General features: G+C 66.9%; 17 protein-coding genes. 11 read left to right on the top strand and 6 right to left on the bottom strand.

Annotated features, from left to right (window positions below):
- The first annotated feature begins 30 nt into the window (after positions 1-30).
- Positions 31-1896 (top strand): dynamin family protein, encoded by a 1866-nt coding sequence (locus tag AB0N05_RS18415; protein ID WP_364695104.1) that lies wholly within the window; start codon positions 31-33, stop codon positions 1894-1896.
- A gap of 249 nt (positions 1897-2145) precedes the next feature.
- The gene (locus tag AB0N05_RS18410) at positions 2146-3702 is read left to right on the top strand and encodes a dynamin family protein (RefSeq protein WP_364696452.1); all 1557 of its coding nucleotides are present in this window, start codon (positions 2146-2148) and stop codon (positions 3700-3702) included.
- Here the strand turns inward: AB0N05_RS18410 and AB0N05_RS18405 are convergent, their stop codons facing one another.
- Positions 3703-4863, bottom strand: a complete 1161-nt coding sequence (locus AB0N05_RS18405) for a zinc-binding dehydrogenase (protein WP_364695101.1) — start codon at positions 4861-4863, stop codon at positions 3703-3705.
- Positions 4864-4984: 121 nt separating this feature from the next.
- Entirely contained in the window at positions 4985-6673 is a 1689-nt protein-coding gene (locus tag AB0N05_RS18400) for an MFS transporter (RefSeq protein ID WP_364695098.1), read from the bottom strand.
- Between the two features lie 112 nt (positions 6674-6785).
- Here AB0N05_RS18400 and AB0N05_RS18395 point away from each other — a divergent pair, with 112 nt between their 5' ends.
- From AB0N05_RS18395 to AB0N05_RS18385, 3 genes are all read left to right on the top strand, one after another.
- On the top strand, positions 6786-7298 hold the full coding sequence (locus AB0N05_RS18395; RefSeq protein ID WP_364695094.1) for a MarR family winged helix-turn-helix transcriptional regulator: 513 nt from the start codon (positions 6786-6788) through the stop codon (positions 7296-7298).
- 72 nt (positions 7299-7370) lie between these two features.
- Positions 7371-8258, top strand: a complete 888-nt coding sequence (locus AB0N05_RS18390) for a haloalkane dehalogenase (protein WP_364695091.1) — start codon at positions 7371-7373, stop codon at positions 8256-8258.
- A gap of 228 nt (positions 8259-8486) precedes the next feature.
- Positions 8487-9476, top strand: a complete 990-nt coding sequence (locus AB0N05_RS18385) for an RNA polymerase sigma factor (protein ID WP_364695088.1) — start codon at positions 8487-8489, stop codon at positions 9474-9476.
- Positions 9477-9480: 4 nt separating this feature from the next.
- Here the strand turns inward: AB0N05_RS18385 and AB0N05_RS18380 are convergent, their stop codons facing one another.
- Entirely contained in the window at positions 9481-10374 is an 894-nt protein-coding gene (locus AB0N05_RS18380) for an LLM class flavin-dependent oxidoreductase (RefSeq protein WP_364695085.1), read from the bottom strand.
- Positions 10375-10898: 524 nt separating this feature from the next.
- Here AB0N05_RS18380 and dnaK point away from each other — a divergent pair.
- The 5 genes from dnaK (at position 10899) to AB0N05_RS18355 (ending at position 16714) form a co-directional block, all read left to right on the top strand.
- Entirely contained in the window at positions 10899-12737 is a 1839-nt protein-coding gene (gene dnaK / locus AB0N05_RS18375; protein WP_364695083.1) for a molecular chaperone DnaK, read from the top strand.
- Positions 12734-13381 (top strand): nucleotide exchange factor GrpE, encoded by a 648-nt coding sequence (gene grpE, locus AB0N05_RS18370; protein WP_364695081.1) that lies wholly within the window; start codon positions 12734-12736, stop codon positions 13379-13381. Before dnaK ends, grpE begins: the two co-directional genes overlap by 4 nt.
- A gap of 57 nt (positions 13382-13438) precedes the next feature.
- Positions 13439-14614 carry a molecular chaperone DnaJ gene (dnaJ, locus tag AB0N05_RS18365; RefSeq protein ID WP_364695078.1) on the top strand — a complete coding sequence of 392 codons (1176 nt, stop codon included), beginning with the start codon at positions 13439-13441 and terminating at the stop codon, positions 14612-14614.
- Entirely contained in the window at positions 14614-15009 is a 396-nt protein-coding gene (locus AB0N05_RS18360) for a helix-turn-helix transcriptional regulator (RefSeq protein WP_364695075.1), read from the top strand. Before dnaJ ends, AB0N05_RS18360 begins: the two co-directional genes overlap by 1 nt.
- A 532-nt stretch (positions 15010-15541) precedes the next feature.
- Positions 15542-16714, top strand: a complete 1173-nt coding sequence (locus AB0N05_RS18355; RefSeq protein ID WP_364695072.1) for a globin domain-containing protein — start codon at positions 15542-15544, stop codon at positions 16712-16714.
- 57 nt (positions 16715-16771) lie between these two features.
- Here AB0N05_RS18355 and AB0N05_RS18350 read toward each other — a convergent pair whose 3' ends face one another.
- A complete protein-coding gene (locus AB0N05_RS18350) occupies positions 16772-17560 on the bottom strand; it encodes an FAD-binding oxidoreductase (protein ID WP_364695069.1) in 789 nt (262 codons plus the stop codon).
- Positions 17561-17590: 30 nt separating this feature from the next.
- Positions 17591-18751 (bottom strand): FAD-binding oxidoreductase, encoded by a 1161-nt coding sequence (locus AB0N05_RS18345; protein ID WP_364695066.1) that lies wholly within the window; start codon positions 18749-18751, stop codon positions 17591-17593.
- A gap of 307 nt (positions 18752-19058) precedes the next feature.
- Here AB0N05_RS18345 and AB0N05_RS18340 point away from each other — a divergent pair, with 307 nt between their 5' ends.
- A complete protein-coding gene (locus tag AB0N05_RS18340) occupies positions 19059-19955 on the top strand; it encodes a YceI family protein (protein WP_364695063.1) in 897 nt (298 codons plus the stop codon).
- Between the two features lie 20 nt (positions 19956-19975).
- Here AB0N05_RS18340 and AB0N05_RS18335 read toward each other — a convergent pair whose 3' ends face one another.
- On the bottom strand, positions 19976-20953 hold the full coding sequence (locus AB0N05_RS18335) for an NADP-dependent oxidoreductase (protein ID WP_364695060.1): 978 nt from the start codon (positions 20951-20953) through the stop codon (positions 19976-19978).
- Between the last annotated feature and the right edge of the window lie 142 nt (positions 20954-21095).

Below are 21095 nucleotides of genomic sequence, written 5' to 3'. Positions count from 1 at the left end.
GGGGTGAGCGGCCGATAGAGATGGCAACGAATGGACGAGGTTGGTGAGGAAGCTGTGACCGGCATTGTGGCTGTGCAGCCGTTGCTGGCGGTATTGGCGGAAACCATTGCGGTTGCCCGGGATGCCGAGCGGGGGGATCTGGTCGGGCGGCTGGAGACACTCGCCGGGAAGGTTCGGGATCCGCGACGCCGCATCGTGGTGACCGGGCTGGGGAACCAGGGGAAGAGCCGGTTCGTCAATGCGCTGATCAACCAGGATATTTGCCCGGTGGGGGACGATACGACCACGACGGTGGCGGCGACGTTGTCGCATGAGGCCGAGGCTCGGGCGACGCTTGTGGTCGCGGGGGGTGAGGGCGGGGACGTCACGCGGGTGGGGATTCCGTTCGAGGAGCTCGGCGGCATCGGGGGCAGGATGCCGCAGGCGCAGGGGCGGGCGGTTGTGCGGGTGGAGATCGAGACGCCCAATCAGTTGCTGGCGGATGGGATCGTGGTGGTCGATACGCCGGGGCTGGGGATGCATGGGAGTGGCGGGGCGGCGGGGATTCTCGGGAATGTGCCCGCGGCGGATGCGGTGCTGATGGTGACGGATGCCTCCACCGAGCTGACCGATCCGGAGGTGGAGTTTCTGCGGCAGGTGCGGGAGCTGTGCCCGGCGGTGGCGGTACTACTGACCAAGATCGATCTGTATCCGCATTGGCGGCAGGTGTTCGACGCGAACCGGAAGCACTTGGGGGAGGCGGGGATCGACGTGCCGATGATTCCGGTGTCCTCGGTGCTGCGGACGCATGCGGTGCGATTGCAGGATGAGCAGTTGGGGCGGGAATCCGGGTTCGGAATGGTCTTCCAGTTCCTGCGAGAACAAGTCGTGGCACGGGATCAGGCGGCGGTGCAGCGCACGGTCGCCCTCGATATTGGTTCGGCCGCTGAGCATTTGGCGCTGGCCCTCGGTAGTGAACTGGTGGCACTGCGGGATCCGGAGCGAGGCGCCGCCGCGATCCGGGAATTGCAGACCGCGAAAACGGCTGCGGAGCAACTGCATCGGCGCACGTCGGCGTGGCAGCAGACGCTGGGTGACGGCATTACCGATCTGGCCGGGGACATCGATCATGATCTGCGGGACCGGCTGCGCAATATCGCGCGCACCGCCGAGGATTGGATCGATGAACAGGATCCCGGGCGGCATTGGGACCAGATGGAGGAGTGGCTCACCTCCACCGTCGGCACCGCGGTCGGCGACAATCTGGTCTGGACCCGCACGCGCGCACTCCGTTTGGCGGAGCACGTCGCGGGGCATTTCGCCGAACTCGGCGGGGTCGACCTCCCCGATGTCCGGGAAACCCTGGACGACAGCGCTTCCCGCTCCGGCACCTGCACCCTTGCGGACCTGGAACCCGATCTCGGCCTGGGCCACAAACTCCTGGTGGGCGTGCGCGGCTCCTACGGCGGCGTGATCATGGCGGGCATGGCGGGCACCATGGCCGGTCTCGCCCTCATCAATCCCTTGTCCCTGGGTGCCGGAGTCCTGCTCGGCGGCAAGGCTTTCCGCGATGACAAGCAGGCCCGACTGGCCAAACGCCGCTCCGACGCCAAACTGGCCGTCCGCCGCTACCTCGACGACGTCGCCTTCCACACCGGCAAGGAAACCAAGGACCGCCTGCACCGCATCCACCGGCTCCTGCGCGACCACTTCACCTCGGTAGCCGACCGCACCCTCCGCTCCCTGGACGAATCCCTCCGAGCCGCCCAGGAAGCCGCCACCCTCGAGACGGCCCGCCGCACCGCCCGCTGCACCGACCTGGAAAACCGCCTCCGCACGGTGGCCAACCTTCGCCGCCAAGCCACCCTCCTCCTCCCCTCCCTCCCCACAACCCCACAGGCCCTCCCCCCGGCCTAGCCGCAATCGAGTGTTCGATGGTGCCGGCATTCACCGAGAAGGGCCCTGCACCATTGGACACTCGATGCTGTTTGGGGCTGGGAGGTTGGTGTGAGGTGCTAACGGGGAGGGGGGTTGGCGCGAATGCCATGCGATGTGTGGAGGTGATGCGTGGACCGGAATCGGGAGCCAATGACGTACGACGCGGGGGCGGCGGGGTTTGGGGTTGTGCCGGAGACCAGGGGGTTGGTGGCGGCTGCGCGCAGGGGGATGGGGGACCGGGTGGGGGCTCGAGGGCAGTTGGAGGAGTGCGCTCGGCGGCTGGACGAGCCTTTGCGGGTGGCTCTGGCGGGGCAGCTCAAGGCGGGGAAGTCGACACTCTTGAATGCGCTGGTCGGGCAGGATATCGCGCCTACCGATGCGACCGAATGCACGCGGTTGGTGACCTGGTATCGGAATGGGGCCGCGCCTCGGGTGAGTGCCTATTCGGGGGAGGGGGCGCGGGCCGATGTGGTGGTGCGCCGGGGGCGCGGGGCCGAGGGGCTGTCGGGGGCGCATGGGCTGACGTTCGATCTGTCGGCCTTGCGGTGGAATGCCGGGGGGCCTCGGGAAGTGGATCATCTGGAGGTGGAGTGGCCTTCGGCGGAGCTGGAGCAGACCACGATCATCGATACGCCGGGGATCTCCTCGCTGTCGCGGGATGTGTCGGCGCGGACCTCACGGCTGTTGACTCCCGGTGGGTCGGGGGCGGCACTGCCCAGCGCGGATGCGGTCCTGTACCTGCTGCGGCGGCTCGACCATGCCGATGTGGATTTTCTGGAGCGCATCGGCGCGGGTACCGGCGGCGGCACGCACGGCGAGTACGGCGCTCCGGCCGGGATGGCTGGGATGGCTGGGATGTCCGGGCCGCTGGGCGTGATCGGGGTGGTGTCGCGGGCGGACGAGATCGGCGCGGGGCGGATCGACGCACTGCATTCCGCACGGGATGTGGCGGCGCGGTTCGCGGGTGAGTTGGAGCGGACGGGCTTGTGCCAGTCGGTGATTCCGGTCGCGGGTCTGCTGGCGTTCGCGGCGGCCACCCTGCGGCAACGGGAGTATGCCGCGTTCGAGGCGCTCGCCACGGTGCCGGTGGAGGATTTGAGCGTCGCCATGTTGTCGGCGGATCGATTCGCCCGGCCGGATCTGCCGCTGCCGGTGCCGCCGGAGCTGCGCGCGCACCTGGCCGCTCGGTTCGGACTGTTCGGAATTCGCTTGGCCGTCACGCTGATTCGACTTGGCGTGCGGGGATCACAAGCCCTCGCGGCGGAACTCGGGCAGCGCAGTGGATTGGAGGAACTGCGCACCGTGCTGGATGTGCAATTCGCCCAGCGCGCAGGGGAATTGAAGGCACACTCCGCTCTCACCGCTGTGGCTCGCATTATCGTCGCCCATCCGGGTACGGCCGCCGACGCCCTGCTGCCGCGAGTGAAAACCCTGCTCGCCGATGTTCACGGCTTCGCCGAACTGCGCCTGCTCGGGCATCTGCGCGCCGACGAATTGCCGCTGCCCGCAACCGATCTCACCGAGCTGCACCGTCTCATCGGCGGTACCGGCGTCGCCACTCACCTGCGTCTGGGCCTGTCCCCGCACACCGATCTGAACACGCAGCGCGATGCCGCCATGGCCGCCGTCCACACATGGCGCGCCCGGGCACGCCATCCGCTCGCCGATCAAGCCATGTCGCATGCCTGCCTCACCGCGGCACGCAGCGCCGAGGGACTTCTGGAGATCCTGCACGAGCCACCGACCACACCGTTCCCGGCCCTCGGCCCGCGCCGAATGCGCTGATCAGACTGTGATTACCGGACTTCGGGGATCGATCAGGATCTTGGCGTGCCGGTCGGGTGAGGCGAGCGCGGTGTAGGCGAGGTCGATGCCGTACAGGCCGACGGTGCCGGTGATCAAGGGCTCGGGATTCACCTTGCCGTCGGCGAGCATGTGCAGGGTGTCGCGGAATTCGCCCGGGTCGTAGCCGAACACGAAGTGGAGTTCGAGCTGCTTGTTGATGGCGGTGGCGGGGTGGATGCGGTCGGATTCCATGCATACGCCGACCACGATGATGCGGGCCAAGGGTGGTGCGGCGGTGAGGATCTGGTCGAGAATGCCCGGGACGCCGACACATTCGAAGATGACGGGGCCGACGGGAGCCTTGTTGAAGGTGTGGGCGGCGCGGAACAGGTACCACCAGGGCAGGTTGGGTATACGGCGCAGGCGTTCCATGGCGTCGAAGCCGAGGTTGAGGACATCGGCCGCGCCGGTGATGCGGGACTTCTTGGGACTGGCGGTCCACGGCGAGTCCACGCCGGGGTCCACGACTATGTCCGCGCCGCATTGGGTGGCCAGCTCACGCCGCCTGGGTGAGAAGTCGCTGGCTATGACGAGGTGAACGCCGGACGCCTTCAACATGGAGATGACGGCGAGACCGATGGGGCCGCAGCCGATCACGAAGGCCGTCTGATTCCTGCCGACCCGGCCCTTGCGCACGGCGTGCCAGGCGACGGCCATCGGTTCGGTGAGCGCCGCATGGTCGGCGGAGAGGCCGTTGGGGACCGGGAAGGTCATGGACTCCTGCACCAGCACCTGTTCGGCGTAACCGCCGGAGGCGGCGGCGGACAGTCCGGTCAGCTCGGGTTGGCGGCCGCGTCGCACGATCGGGAGGGCGACGACGGGAGTGCCGGGCTTCCAGCGGCGGCGCGTGCCGGGACCGTAATCGACCACCTCGCCGGAGAATTCGTGCCCCATAACGACACTCTGATTCGAGCGCATGAACCGGTCGTAGCCGGTGGCGGCGGCGAGATCGGCGAGTTCGTCGCAATGCACCCGGGCGTGCAGATCGGATCCGCAAATGCCGCACCGCAAGACATTCAGCAGGACCTGACCCCGACCCGGGACGAGCGCGGGGAGATCCTCCACCCGGAATTCGCCCTTGGTACACACCGTTGCGCGCATGACTGACTCCTACTCGAAAGACGGTGACCGTCTTGGATTCTTCCCGCCCACCCGGCTCCGGGCATAGGAAAACGGCCCGCGGATCCGATGTTTCACCGAATCCGCGGGCCGTTCCGATCGCTTATACGGTGGCCAGCTCCTCCTCCGGCACGTCGATATCGTGCTGCTCGAGCCGGACGTCCTTGGGCAGCATGAGGAATCCGAGGCAGACCAGGAACATCAGGCCGATGCCCCAGACGAGCGTGTAGCGGAAGGTGTAGGCGAAGTTCACCGCATTGGCGTCCATGCCCGCGGTGGCGAGGGTTTTCGCGACGGCGGGGTCGGCCGGGCCGGTCTTGCAGCTGGCCGGGACCGCGGACGGATCCGGCTGGGCCGATCGATCCTGCACGCAGGCAGCGAAATTGGTGAGAATCTCGTCCTGCACCGGTCCCGGCAGACCGGCGGCCGCGAGTTCGGTGCGAGTCTGCGCGGTCACCGCGTCCACGCCGCGCGTCGAATCATGATCGAGCTGCGTGAAGAACAGGATCCCGACCAGGGCCACACCGAGCGCCATGCCCAGCTGCTGACCGGTATTGAGCAGCCCGGACGCGGCCCCGGCCTCCCGGTCCGGAATCTGGCCCAGCAGCATGTCGATGGTCGGCGCGACCACGATGCCGAATCCGGTACCGGTCACGATGAGCGGCAGCACCATCTGCCAGGAGGCGAAATCGCCCGCGTAGTGGGTGCCCATCCAGCCGTAGATGCCGAACCCGGCGGCGGTGATCAGCCCGCCCGCCATGAGCACCCAGCGGCCGAAGCGCGGTGCGAGCACGCTCACCGAGACACCGGCCCCGATGCCCGCGCCGACCGCGAAGAACACCGAGGTCAGACCGGCTCGCATGGGCGACCAGCCGAGTCCGACCTGCATGAACAGGGTCCAGGTCAGGAAGAATCCGCCGAAGCCGATCCAGAACAGCAGCCAGCTGGTCAGGCCGACGGTGAAGGGGCGGGACCGGAACAGGTCCAGATCGATGAGCGGTGAGCCGACGGTGCGGGCGCGCTGCCGTTCGTAGACGATGAAGGTGGCGAAGACCGCGGCGGCGGCCGCGAGCATGATGAAAGTCCATGCGGGCCAATCGAGTCGGCGGCCCTCATTGAGCGGGTAGACCAGCAGCAGGACCGCGGACACGGCCAGCACCATGCCGACCAGATCCAGGCGCGGCGCGGACGGCGACTTCGAATCCTTCATGACGATCGCGGCGGCGGCCAGCGCGGCAATACCGACCGGGATGTTCACCAGGAAGATCGGCCGCCAGCCCAGATCGAACAGATTCCACTGCACGAGCACGCCACCCAGCGACAGCCCGACCGCGGACGCCGAACCGCCGACACCGCTGTAGATGGCGATCGCCTTGGCGCGCTCCTCCTTCGGGAAGGTCACCCGGATGATGGCCAGAATCTGCGGCACCATGAGCCCGGCCATCGCGCCCTGCACGAAGCGGGATCCGATCAGCACGGTCGGATCCGAGGCGATGCCGCAGGCCAGGGAGGCCAGGGTGAAACCGGTCATGCCCAGCAGGAACAGGCGTTTGCGACCGTAGATGTCGCCGAGCCGGCCGCCGGTGATCAGCACGGCCGCGAAGGACAGCACGTATGCGGCGATGATCCACTCGATCTGCGAATACTCGGCGTCGAGGTCCTTATGAATGCTCGGCACGGCGACATTGACGATGGTCACGTCGAGCAGGTCCATGAACCCGGCGGCCAGGACGACGGCGAAGGCTATCCAGCGGCGCGGGTCGAGGGGGACGGGGACTGTGTCGGGTTCCACGGCGGTCTCTCTTCGATTCGGTAGAGGGTCGAACTCTCTCCAAACTATGCACCTGAAGTGATTATCAATCAAGAGGGCAATCAGCCAACGTGCATTCAGGTAAGCTATGGGTGTGACCGATGCCGCTCCCTCCTATGTGCCACTCTCGGACCACCCCGCATTCCTGTTGTCGCAGTTGGGATCCCACTCCGGATACCGCTTCACGGACCTGCTCGCACCGCTCGGCATCAAACCCAGCCAGTTCGGCACCCTGCGGATGCTCGCGGCGAATGACGGCCGCACCCAGCAGCAGTTGTGCGAGGCGCTCAATATCCACCGCAATGTGATGGTCGGCCTCGTCGACGACCTGGAGAAACGCGGCCTGGTGGAACGTCGCAAACACCCCGCCGACCGCCGTGCGCACGCCGTGCATCTGCTGCCCGCGGGGCAGGAATTGATGGCGCGCGGGGTGGCGATCTCAATCGCGCTGGATGCGGAACTGCTCGCGCCGCTGGGGGCTGAGGATCAGGCCAAGCTGCTGGAACTGCTGCAGCAACTCTCCGTCGGGAACGGCTTGACGCCGGGCGTGCACCCGGGCATGACCGGCGAGCCGGGGCAACCGAAACCATGTGAGCCGGATCACTGACAGGGCCGGTCACAACCGCCCGGGGCGTGTGTCCAACCAGGTGTAGGCAATTCACCCGGAAGGACAATCGCAATGGCCACCATCGAGGTTCTCGACTCGTTCATCAACTACTCCGACACCGGCAGCGGCGACATTCCGGTGGTGTTCCTGCACGGGAACCCCACCTCGTCGTACATCTGGCGCAATGTGATTCCGCACGTTCTCGATGGGGCCGGTGCCGGTGAAACCCGGGTGCTCGCACCGGATCTCATCGGCATGGGCGACTCCGGTAAGCCCGACAGCGACTACCGGTTCGTCGACCACGCCCGCTACCTCGACGCCTGGTTCGACGCGCTCGGCCTGGACCAGGTCGTCATTGTCGGTCACGACTGGGGCGGCGCGCTCGGCATGGACTGGGCCGCACGGCATCCCGGCCGCGTGCGCGGGATCGCCGTGGTGGAGACCTTCCTGCGGCCCATGAGCTGGGCCGATATGCCGCCGCAGGGTGCGGAACTGTTCCGCCGCTTCCGCTCTCCCGAGGGTGAGGAAATGGTGCTCGACCGCAATATGTTCATCGAATTCAACCTGCCCGCCTCCACCCGAAACCTCACCCCCGAAGCCCTCGACGCCTACCGCGCCCCCTACCCCACTCGCGAATCCCGCAAGCCGATGCTGGTGTGGCCGCGCGAATTCCCCCTCGACGGCGAACCCGCAGACGTGGTTGCCCGCATCGAGAACTACGACCGCTGGATGGCCGAGACCCCCGAGGTCCCCAAGCTGGTCATGGCCGTCGAAAACGGTGTCGGTCTGGGCTCCCCCGAAGTCATCGACTGGGCCGCAACCACTTTCGCCGCCGTCGAGACCGCGAATATCGGTCCCGCCGGACACCACTGCCCGGAAGACCAGCCCGACGCCATCGGCTCCGCCGTCGCCGCCTGGATCCAGCGCCACGCCCTCACTTCGGCCCCGGCGATAGCCTGAAACCGCCGTGGCAGGGCCGATCGCGGGGCGAACCTTCGCCCCGCGATCCCCGACGGCACCCCCGATTTCGGGCCCGACGGTTCATGAATCCCGACCACGCGCCCGCCATTCCGGGTGATTCGGCCCGAGTCCGGATCACCGCGGTGCGGTCGTGATACCCGGTGCGAAGGATGGTGATTTCCTTGCGAACCGGTTGCGCTGTGTGGAAGGTGCGCCCAGGCTGACGGAATGGACAGCACAGCGGACGCCGGAGATCTTGGGCAAGACGTTGCGGCGACTGCCGCGCGTCCTGGCGGGCGCGGCGTTCCGGCTGGCCCCGAGCTGGAATTCGCGGGCATCGATGACACTCCGGCGGGCGGGGAGTGGGAGTCCGGTAGACGGGGGCCGGATGCGGACGAGCTCGACCTGGTAGCGCGGGCGGTTGCGGGTGATCGGGCCGCGATTTCGGATGTGGTTCGGGTGCTTCAGGATCCGATTTATCGGCTGGCGTTGCGGATGGTGTGGCGGCCTGCTGATGCGGAGGATGCCACGCAGGAGATTCTTTTGCGGGTGGTTGGGCATCTGGGGACATGGCGGGGGGAGGCGAAGCTGCTGACCTGGGCTTATCGGATCGGGGCGAATTATCTGCTGAACCTGCGGAGGCAGACGCCGCAGGAGGCGCGGCAGCTCAGCCTCGACGAGTACAGCGAGGGGTTGCGGGATGGGCTGGCGGAGCAGGACTTTCGCGGGCCGGAGGCAGAGCTGCTCACACAGGAGGTGCGGCTCAATTGCACTCAGGCCATGTTGCAGTGCCTGGCCCGGGATGAGCGGGTGGCGTTCGTCCTCTCGGACATCTTCGAGCTCAGTTCCGCGGAGGCGGCCTGGATCGCCGGGGTGACGCCGGTCGCGTATCGAAAACGGTTGGAGCGGGCGAAGACCCGGCTGGGGAACTTCATGAATTCGACCTGTGGATTGGCGAATCCGAAGGCGTTCTGCCGGTGCTCGCGGCGGGTGGAGAAGGCGGTCGAACTCGGGCGCGTGGACCCGCGCCGCCCGGCCTTCGCGGCGCATCCGGTCACCCCGGGCGGGCGCGGGGTGGCGGAGGCCGAGCGGCAGATGGTGCGGCTGCACGATGCCGCGGCGGTGATCGGCGCGCATCCGGATTACGCTGCGCCGCAAGCCAAGATGGAGGCGATCGCGGGGATCCTGCAATCGGGCCGATTCCCGCTGCTGGAGTGAGTGGCTACCCCTCGCCCAGCAGCTCGCGCGCGGCGGGCACCACCTGCCGCGCGAACCGCTGCACCTGAGCGATGTCGAAACCCGGCGGCCAGTAGATGAACGTGTCGAATCCGGCATTGCGGGCCAAGCCGAAAATGATCTCCGCCCATTCGTCGGGCGAGCCCTCGATCGGGTCGGAGCCATGGGGATCCGGGTACATGGGCCGATCGCTGACCACGCCCGGCAGCGCCGCGATCCGGGTGATCGACAGCGGATCCCGTCCCGCCGCGCGCGCCGCCGCGTCGATGCGGGCATTGGCCGGAGCCCACTGCTCCCATGGCATCCAGTTCGGCAGCGGTGCGACCCAGCCGTCCGCCATCGCGCCGATCAGATCCAGCGCGTGCGGCCCCATCGCGCCGACCCAGATGCCGATCTCGTGCACCGGGGCCGGGCCACCCTCGATGCCCTGCACCGAATATTCGGTTCCCGCCACCGAAACCTGCTGCCGCGTATGCCATTGCGCGCGAATGATTTCGATACTCTCCGCGAGCGCCCGCAGTGCGGCCTGCCCCTTGCGGTACGGCCCGCCCATGGCGACCACCCCGCTCTCGAAGGCCCCGGATCCCAGCCCGAGTTCGAACCGCCCGCCACTGAGCAGATCGAAGGTGGCGGCCTGCTTGGCGATCATGGCGGGCGTGCGCAGCGGCAGGTTCGCCACTCCCGGATACACCCCCACCCACCTGGTCGCGGCCAGGCAGGCCCCGATCACCGCGAAGGCGTCCGCGAATTCCGCGTGATACGGATGATCCTGCACCCCGACCAGATCCAGCCCCTCCGCATCGGCCGCCCGGGCCATATTCACCACCGCCGGAAGCGCGGACGCGACGGGCGGAATCGAAATACCGAACCGGGCTGCCATCCTGCCTCCTCAGCTGCGAAGACCAAGCACCCCGATCTTCATCCGCCACCCCCGCAATACCCGGCATTTCAGGCCTCCACCACGCGCCTGCCGCGTGTCCGAGCCGAGCACCCGCCGACCCGCGACCCGCGTGCCGGGGGTTCACCCGCCGATCGCCGGAGTCCGCCTGTCCGATCAACCCGCGCGGCTGTTCCAGCTCTTGATGCTGGCCGCGCGCTGAGGCGCGACTGTTCGGAAAGTTGCGCGTCCTTCGATCACGATTCGGGTCCGAACCCTGGTTCCGGACCGGCCGGTCTGCACACAATGGCCCTCGGATCGCCTCCGGGTTGCTTTCGAAGCCCGGGAATAAGTCTCTCGAGTCGCCTGTTGGTGCTGATCAAAGCAAAGATTGAGTGTGTTGGACTCAAGTTCGAGTTGCACGCGGTGGATATCCAGTGCAGGATTGAGCCGACCACGCTCAGTACACATTGAGTGCAGCACGCTCAGTGCTGATGAGACAGTCACGTCAACTAGGAGGAACCACCATGGCTCGTGCGGTCGGTATCGACCTCGGGACCACGAACTCGGTTATCGCTGTTCTTGAAGGCGGAGAGCCGGTCGTAGTCGCCAACTCGGAAGGATCGCGCACCACGCCGTCCGTCGTCGCATTCGCGAAGAACGGTGAAGTGCTTGTCGGTCAGCCGGCGAAGAACCAGGCCGTCACCAATGTCGATCGCACCATCCGGTCGGTCAAGCGGCATATGGGTGAGGACTGGTCCGTCGAGATCGACGGTAAGAAGTACACCCCGCAGGAGATCTCCGCGCGCACGCTGATGAAGCTGAAGCGCGACGCCGAGGCCTACCTGGGTGAAGAGATCACCGACGCCGTGATCACCGTCCCCGCCTACTTCGAGGACGCGCAGCGCCAGGCCACCAAGGAGGCCGGCCAGGTCGCGGGCCTGAACGTGCTCCGCATCGTCAACGAGCCCACCGCGGCCGCGCTGGCGTACGGCCTGGACAAGGGCGACAAGGAACAGACCATCCTGGTCTTCGACCTCGGTGGCGGCACCTTCGACGTCTCGCTGCTGGAAATCGGCGAGGGCGTCGTCGAGGTCCGCGCGACCTCCGGTGACAACCACCTCGGTGGCGACGACTGGGACGAGCGCGTCGTGTCCTGGCTGGTCGACAAGTTCAAGGCGTCCGCGGGCATCGACCTGACCAAGGACAAGATGGCCCTGCAGCGTCTGCGCGAGGCCGCCGAGAAGGCCAAGATCGAACTGTCGTCCTCGCAGTCGACCTCGATCAACCTGCCGTACATCACGGTCGACGCGGACAAGAACCCGCTGTTCCTCGACGAGCAGCTGACCCGCGCCGAGTTCCAGAAGATCACCTCCGATCTGCTGGACCGCACCCGCAAGCCGTTCCAGTCCGTCATCAAGGACGCCGGAATCGCCGTCGGCGACATCGATCACGTTGTGCTCGTGGGTGGTTCGACCCGTATGCCCGCCGTCTCCGACCTGGTCAAGGAACTGACCGGTGGCCGTGAGCCGAACAAGGGCGTGAACCCGGACGAGGTCGTCGCCGTCGGCGCCGCGCTGCAGGCCGGTGTGCTCAAGGGTGAGGTCAAGGACGTCCTGCTGCTCGATGTCACCCCGCTGTCGCTGGGTATCGAGACCAAGGGCGGCGTGATGACGAAGCTCATCGAGCGCAACACCACCATCCCGACCAAGCGGTCCGAGACCTTCACTACGGCCGACGACAACCAGCCGTCCGTGCAGATCCAGGTCTTCCAGGGTGAGCGCGAAATCGCTTCGCACAACAAGCTGCTCGGCTCCTTCGAGCTGACCGGCATCCCGCCGGCCCCGCGCGGCGTGCCGCAGATCGAGGTCACCTTCGACATCGACGCGAACGGCATCGTCCACGTGACGGCCAAGGACAAGGGCACCGGCAAGGAGAACACGATCAAGATCCAGGACGGCTCCGGCCTGTCCAAGGAGGAGATCGAGCGCATGGTGAAGGACGCCGAAGCGCACGCGTCCGAGGACAAGGCCCGCCGCGAGGAGGCCGAGACCCGCAACCAGGCCGAGTCGCTGGTGCACCAGACCGAGAAGTTCATCAAGGACAACGAGGACAAGGTCCCGGCCGACATCAAGGAGAAGGTCGAGGCGGCCATCGCCGAGGCCAACGAGGCGCTCAAGGGCACCGATATCGCGGTCATCAAGACCGCGGTGGAGAAGCTCGCCACCGAGTCGCAGGCGCTGGGCCAGGCCATCTACGACGCGTCCGCCGCCGAGTCGGCCGCTTCCACCAATGGTGCGAGCGCGCCCGATTCCGATGACACCGTCGTCGACGCCGAGGTTGTCGAGGAGCCTGAGAAGAAGTGACGAACCAGAACCCCGAACAGGAACCGGTCATCGATCCGGCGGCGTTCGAAGGACGCTTCGCGTCCACGGGTGAGGTTGCGGAAGCCGCGGCGGAGGATTCCGCCGCGGCTTCGGCCGCCGATGGCACTGCGGCCGAGGATGTCCTCGCCGACGCCATCAGCGCCGAACTCGCCGAGCGCACGTCCGATCTGCAGCGTTTGACCGCCGAGTACGCCAACTACCGCCGCCGCGTCGAGCGTGACCGCAAGGCCACCATCGACAATGCCAAGGCGCAGGTGGTCGGCGAATTGCTGGCCGTACTCGACGATCTCGACCGTGCCCGCGCGCACGGTGACCTCGAATCCGGACCGCTCAAGGGCGTGGCGGACAAGCTGGTCACCGCGCTCGAGAAGCAGGGACTCGTGGAATTCGGTTCGGAGGGTGAGCCTTTCGACCCGACCCTGCACGAGGCCGTGCAGCACGAGGGCTCCGGGCATGACCCGGTCATCGGCATGGTCATGCGCAAGGGTTACCGCTTCGGCGAACGCGTGCTGCGGCACGCGCTGGTCGGAGTCACCGACGGAGTGGCAGATCTGGCGGCCGACAGCGGTGCGGCGCAAGCGGATTCGACGAACGCCGGCACCGATGCCGCTGGCGCCGAGTAAGACGCCCGTCCCATCCGGGACGCCGGCGCCGAGCAGCGCGAAAGGAGGAGATGCCCGGTGAATCGGGAATGGCTCGAGAAGGATTTCTACAAGGAGCTGGGTATTTCCTCCAGCGCCACCCAGGACGAGGTCAAGAAGGCCTATCGCAAACTGGCCCGTGACCTGCACCCGGACAAGAACCCGGGGGATGCCGCGGCCGAGGAGCGGTTCAAGCTCGTCAGCGAGGCGCACGCCGTGCTGTCGGATACCGAGAAGCGCAAGGAGTACGACGAGGCGCGGCGGCTGTTCGCCAGCGGCGGTTTCGGTCGTGGCGGCTTCTCGCCCGGTGGCGGTTACGGCGCGCAGGGCGGCGGCTTCAGCAATGATTTCAACCTGGGCGATATCTTCGGCGGCCAGAACGCTTCCGCTGCGGATGGTGGCCTCGGTGACCTGCTGGGCGGACTGTTCAATCGGGGCGGCACCCGCACCTCCTCGCGGCCGCGGCGCGGCAGCGATGTGGAGACCGAGACCACCCTGGGCTTCCGCGAGGCCGCCCAGGGCGTGACCGTGCCGCTGCGCATGACCAGCCCGGCCGCCTGCACCACCTGCCACGGCAGTGGCGCCAAGCCCGGCACCAGCCCGCGAGTCTGCCCGCACTGCAATGGATCCGGCGTGGTCAGCCGGAATCAGGGTGCGTTCGGATTCAGCGAGCCGTGCGAGGACTGCCGGGGCACCGGGTCGATCATCGACGACCCGTGCACCGACTGCCGCGGCTCCGGCATCCAGAACCGGACCCGCACCATCACCGTGCGCATTCCCCCGGGAGTGCGGGACGGGCAGCGGATCCGGCTGGCCGGACAGGGTGAGGCGGGCCTGCGCGGCGCACCTCCGGGCGACCTGTACGTCAGCGTGCATGTCAGCCAGGACAAGGTGTTCGGCCGCAATGGTGACGACCTGACCTTGGTGCTTCCGGTCAGTTATGCCGAACTCGTACTCGGTACAACGGTTTCCGTGCCTACCCTGGAGGGGCGCGTCGGCGTCAAGGTGCCGCCGGGCACCGCCGACGGCCGTACCCTGCGGGTGCGCGGACGCGGTGTGCCCAAGCGCGAAGGCGCCGCCGGGGACCTGCTGGTCACCGTGAAGGTCGCGGTGCCACAGAAACTGGACGACGATGCCACCGAGGCGCTGCGGCGCTATGCGGAGGCGGAGAAGGTCAGCGGCTTCGATCCACGTGCGGGATGGGCAGGTGCGTGATGAGTTCCGATCCGAACAAGGGCCACGAGGCGCAGTACTTCCTCATTTCGGTGGCGGCGCAGTTGGCGGGCATGCACGCCCAGACTCTGCGCACCTATGACCGGCTGGGATTGGTGTCGCCGCAACGCACTTCGGGCGGCGGCCGGCGCTACTCCGATCGGGATGTCGAGCTGCTGCGCGAGGTGCAGCGGCTGTCCCAGGACGAGGGCGTCAACCTGGCGGGTATCAAACGGATCATCGAACTCACCAATCAGGTCGAGGCCTTGCAGGAGCGAGTGAGCGAGTTGACCGCCGAGGTGGAAAGGCTCCGGGCGGGATACCGCCCTGAGTTGTCCCCGCCGACGCGCAGCACGGCGCTCGTGGTCTGGCAGCCCCGGCACCGGCGACAGCAGTAGTACGACGACGAATGAAGGCGGCGACCGAATTCCGGTCGCCGCCTTTGTTTTTCGGCCGGGGCGGTTTGGGCGGATATGGGGTGTATGCCGGGTTGTAGCCGGATATGTGCGGAATTTCGTTCGGGTAGGCAGCTTTTCAATGGTTGATATAAGGTTGGTAACAGAATACAGACCGCCCGGTTGGGGATATCTCCGAAGAGTGTGTTTTGTCCTTATGGCACTGGGGAATTCGGTGACCAGCGCGGTTGCGGTGCGATCGCTGTTTTGTTGAGTCTCACAAAACGAAGCGTGCAAATTCATTGTCTGGCAGCCGGTGTCGCGCGGCGTGTCGCAGGTGAACAGTCTGTTTTCAATCCAGTTGGCCTGCGATTTCCTTGTTTTGGAGGAATTACAGGCGTGTTGTTGAAACGTCCCGTTCCGTTGCTGGCTAACCTGTCCTACACTTGCTCGCAACGGCTGCTGTCGAGTGTCCCGCAGCACTGCACTCGCCGGACTCGCCTGCGTTCGAGTGCGAAATGGGGTTGTGACACAAATGGATTCGCGGACCGTCGCATTGATTAGAACGACGTTCAAGGCGGTAGCTGCGGAGGACGGTGGCCCCGAGAAACTCGCCCGATCGTTCTACGCGGTGCTCTTCACCGAGTACCCGCAAGTACGAGACTTCTTCCCCGCCGCTCTGGAAGCCCAGCGTGATCGCCTCGTCAAGGCCATCGCCTATGTGGTCGACCGGCTGGAGGAACCGGACAAGCTCCTGCCCTTCCTGGCCCAGCTCGGGCGCGACCACCGCAAATACGGTGTCGTCGCCGATCACTATGCGGCCGTGGGCAAATCACTCAAGACCGCCATGAAGGCCTACGCGGGCACCGAAATGTGGTCCGACGAGGTCGATCGGGCCTGGGACGAAGGCCTCGGCGTCATCGCGGGCACCATGATGGATGCCGCCGAGCAGGAGAACACCCCGCCGGTGTGGACCGGCACCGTCATCGAACACCGCGAAGTACTGCGCAATCTCGCCATCGTGCGGCTCAAACTGGATCAGCCCATGCAGTACGCGGCCGGTCAGTACATGAGCGTGCAGATCCCCTCCCGGCCCCGCATGTGGCGCTACCTCTCCCCGGCCATACCCGCCAATGCGGGCGGCGACCTGGAGTTCCATATTCGCGGCGTCACCGGCGGCTGGGTCAGCCCGGCCATGGTGGGGCACACCAGGGTCGGCGAACAATGGCTGATCGGCTCCCCGCTCGGCGGACTCGGCGTGCCACGCAATACCCGCCGCAAAATGCTCATGATCGGCTGCGGCACCGGCATCGCGCCGCTGCGCGCCCAGCTCATGGCCATGACCCTGCGCCGCTCCAACCCCAAGGTCGACGTGTTCGTCGGCGGCCACTACCCGTGCGATCTCTACGATCTGGAGGTCCTGAGCCAGCTCGCCGTCGCCAATAAATGGCTCACCATCACCCCCGTCACCGAGAGCGACGAGAACCCCTGGTGGCACTTCGGCGAATCCGGCGATGCCGCACGTGAACTCCCCGGCCTGCAACCGCGCCAGATCGGCCAGATCGGCAAAATCGTTGCGGCCCACGGCAACTGGTCCGACCGCGACGTCCAGATCGTCGGCTCCCCGAGCATGGTGCAAACCACCAAGTTCCGCCTCATGGCAGCGGGAACCCCCACCAAGAACATCCGCCACGACCCACTGTTCTAGGCACATCTCGCCGCTTTCAGTCCCCGAAAGCGGCGGCGGTTCATCGGGTGTGAGCGACTAAAAGCCTTCGTAGCGAATGTTTTCCGGAGGTGTGCCGGTGGCGACCAGGCGCTCGACGGTGGCATGCACCGCGGCCGCACCACCGCAGACCAGCACCTGGTGGTGGACGAGCGGGGCGAAGCGGCCGACCACCTCGTCGAGGGAGCCGGGGATCATTTCCTCCGGGCGGAAGCCGATGTCCACGCGGCAGGCCTCGTACCAGTTGTCGGCGCGGACCGGGTCCTCGTCATCGAGAACGACGGGAAGCACTGTGAGCCAGGGGAGTTCGCCGGTCAGCAGGTGCAGCATGTCGGACGCGTACAGGTCGCGGGGGTAGCGGCCGCCGACGAACAGGGTGGTGCGGGGCGGGTCCTCGCGGCGCGACATGTCCAGGAGCAGCGCGCGCAGCGGGGCCAAGCCGACACCGTCGGCGACCATCACCACCTCGGGGGCCTCCGGATCCACGGCCAGCCACCCCGCCGGATTGCTGATCCGCCACTCGTCGCCGGTGCGGGTATCCGAGACCAGGGAGCCGCTGCACCAGCCGCCGGGCACGGTGCGCACGTGGAATTCCAGCTTGCCGTCCATGGACGGCGGCAGCGCGGGATACAAGCGGCGCACCATGTTCGGATGCTGCGGGGTGCGCACCTCCACCGACTGGCCCGCCGCGAACGGCACGAACTCGCCGATCAACCGGATCACGGTGAGATCCTCGCGCAGACGGTGCGCGCCGACCACCGTCGCCGTCCATTCCCGCGCCTTGCCGCCGATCGCAATGGGGCCGGTCTGATCCGGGTCGAGAGTCACCACACACTCCTGAACGTCGAAAACCACTCGCTACACGGGATCGCAGGCGATCGCCGACTCCGGGGTGCCGACCGCGAGCAATGCCCGCTTCGTATCGGCGATCATGCGCGCCGACCCGGCAATCTGGATCTGCCGGTCCTGCCACGCCCCGAAACTGGCCACCACCGCGCCCAGGTTACCGATCAGCCGCCGGTGCATGCCGTACGGCGTCTCGGCGGGCGGATACGGATGCCACCACGGGTTGGTTTCGTTCTCGCACACTGGAACCACGGTCAACCACGGGTTGCTCTGCGAGAGCTGCCACATGTTCTCCACGTCGTAGAGATCGCAGGGGTAACGGCCGCCCAGGAACAGGTGCACGCGCGGATTGATGCCGCGGCGGCCCATTTCGATCAACTGTGACCGCAAGGGAGCGATGCCCGTACCCGACCCGATCATGAGCACATCCTTGCGGCTGCTCAGATCCACATGCAGGCCGCCGAGGGGTGCCGCGATCATCCAGCGATCGCCGACCTGGGTCTCGTTCACAATGGCGGGGCTCACCCAGCCGGTGCGGACCTTGCGGACATGGAATTCGATCTCGCCGTACGGGTTGGTCGGGATGGCGGGCGAGAAGTAGCGCCACATCTTCGGCCGCTGCGGAATCGCGATCGGCACATACTGCCCGGCCTGATACGGGATCGGGGCGTCACTCTGCAGGCGCACAATGGCCAGATCGTCCACCACGCGCCGGTGCCCGACCACCGTCGCCTCCCAATACGGTTGCGACTTATCGGAATTCGCGCCGATCGCCATGGACGCCGAGATCAGGATGGTGATGTCACCCCATCCGGCCTCCAGGGCACGGTTCCAGTGCGAGACCCCGTTCCAGCTGCGGAACGCAGCCAGCAGGGCCCGACCGGCCATCTCGTAATGCGCTGCCTCCACGCCATACTTGCGGTGATCGCGCGCCAGCTGTTCCAGGAAGCGCTGCGCGCGGTCCCAGTCCTCCAGATTGTCGAGGACGAACTGGATGGCGGTCACGAGCCGCTTGGGCTGCATGTCCATGGCAGAGGGGAACAGTTCCCGCAGGGCGGGAATCTCCGCGAAAAGATGACCGTAGAACGCGCTGATCAGTCGTTCGGGCCCGTGCGGGGCCTCGACGACAGTCCGAAAGTTTGCGCGGACCAGCGCTGCCGAACGCGCATCCACGACGTCGAGCTTTCCTTCCTGTGCAGCCGAGCTGGACTACCTGGTTCAGGCTGTCCTTTGCGTCAAGTATCCCTTAAAAACCCGTGGTCGCACGGATATAGCCAAGGGCGAACGATTTGGGGCGCCCGGGGAGGCGGTGGCGGAACCCGGGGTTCAGGCGACGGGCACCTTTTGTCCCGCCCAGTAGACATATTGGCGGGTCATGCCGTCGACATGTTGTCTGGGACACCGGATTCTGGGAGGGGTTAGTGAGGCAAGCCCCCGCAGTGCGCATCCTGCGGTTGCTTCGACGCCGGCGGAGGTTGCCATGGCTCGAAACTCCCAGCGAGGCCGCATTCGGTCCGCATTACGCAATCCGATCACTTGGTTGGTCGTCGGTCTACTGATCGCGGCTGTCGGGGTCGGAGGGCCCTACATCTACCTGCACATGGTCAGCGCCAATAATCCCGACGAACTCAGCTTCAACGATCTCGCGAGCCTGAGCAGCGGGCCGACTCGCACCACGACCATGCCCGCGGAAGTCAGCACCGTCGAGCCGACCACGATTTCCGTCGTCGCACCGGCACCCGCGCCCGGTTCCGCGCCCGCTGTTTCGCAGACGCCGCCCGAGCAGGCCGCACCCCCGCCGCCCGTCACCACCGTGGCCGCACCCACCACCACGACCACGGACGCGCCGGGCAGCCCGATCGCCGGAACCTGGACCGTCGGCAATGGCACCGACGCCCGCTGGTCCACCGACGACACCCTTCTCGGCCAGACCACCCGCGTGGTCGGCCGCACCAGCGACGTCTCCGGAACCATCCGGATCGACGGGCTGACAATCACTTCCGCGCGCATCACGGTCAATATGCAGACCGCCACCTGCGGCTGCATGCACGACGCCGCCTACTCCGAGATGCTGGAGACCGGGAAGTTCCCGACCTCGAACTTCGTGCTGACCGAACCGATCGTCTTCCCGTCGGTGCCGCAGGCGGGTGCGGTGGTGAGCGTTCCGGCCAACGGGCAGTTCACCATTCACGGCGTCACCCGGTCGGTGAGCTTCGAGTTCGAGACCACGGAGGTCGGCGGGCGGATCGCGTTCAAGGCCTACATTCCGGTGGATCCCGGCGACTTCGCGATTCAGCCGCCGGTCAGCAATAACCCGATGGGGAGCATCGGGAATACCGCGATCGAACTGCTGATCGCCTTCGACCGCACCGGCTAGAACTCAAATGCTGGGTTGGTTCAAATGAACAACACCGTTTTGCCGCGTGCGCCGGGCGCGCCGAGCACGTCGGGGGCGGCCTCCAGGGGCGGCGTGGCCTCGACCGGGACGACCAGGTCGCCATTGCCGACGTGACGGAGCAGCTCGCGCAGTTCCTTTGCGCCGCCCTTCGATTCGAAATTGCCGCCCTGGATGTCGCGCGCTTTCAGGGCGGTTTCGTCGGCGGACCAGACCGTTGTGTAGGCGGCGCCGCCATCGCGGACCACGCTCAGATTGTCCGCGAAACCCGGTGGCGGGCTGATCAAGTCGAACAGCACGTCGACGCCGCCCGGGACGGTGATGCGGACCGAATCGGCCACCGACAACTCGGAGGATTGCGGGCGGGTGGGGGAGTCGGTGACCTGGACCCGGCCGTAATTGACCACTTCGGCCGCACCCAGGCGGATCATGCGGTCGGTGTCGTCGGGGCGGGCGGTGGCGATCACGTGCCCGCCCGCCAGCGCGGCCAATTGCACCAGGTAGGAGCCGACGCCGCCGGACGCGCCGACCACCAGGACCGTCTGCCCGGCGGTGACCTGGGCGGCGTGCACCAGGTCAAGGGCGGTTATCCCGGCGATGGGCAGGGCGGCGGCCTGAATGGCGGTCACCTCATCCGGGATCTTGGCGATGATGCTGTCGCGCGGGACCACGATGTACTCGGCGTAGGTGCCGTGCCCGATCGGCGGGATGACCCACTTGCCGACCACCCGGTCGCCGACCCCGAAATCGTCGACGCCGGGGCCGACCGAGGAGATGGTGCCCGCGCCGTCCACGCCCACGATGAGCGGGAAGTCGTGCGGGAGTTTGTCTTTCAGGATGCCTTCGATAATGCGCTGATCGAACGGGTTGACGCCCGCCGCCTCGAGTTGGATCTGCACCGTGCCGGGGCCCGCCTCGGGGATCGGCATATCGGTGAGTTCGGGACGAGCGCCGAATTCTCGGACGACGATCGCGCGCACAGGCTGCTCCATTCGTTCGGTTTACCGGGACCGACGAGCTCTTGTGATGCGTCAACGAACGGGCCTCATCGTACTCTTGCGAAGGGAGCCCGAAAATTGATGAACTTGAGCGGAACAGACTCAACTCTTGCCGCGTTGGACT

It is taken from the genome of Nocardia sp. NPDC051030 (genome assembly GCF_040683015.1).
In the GTDB taxonomy this organism is placed as follows: Bacteria; Actinomycetota; Actinomycetes; order Mycobacteriales; family Mycobacteriaceae; genus Nocardia.
Note: the sequence above shows the minus strand (reverse complement) of the source record. Positions and strands in the feature narration are given on the sequence as shown.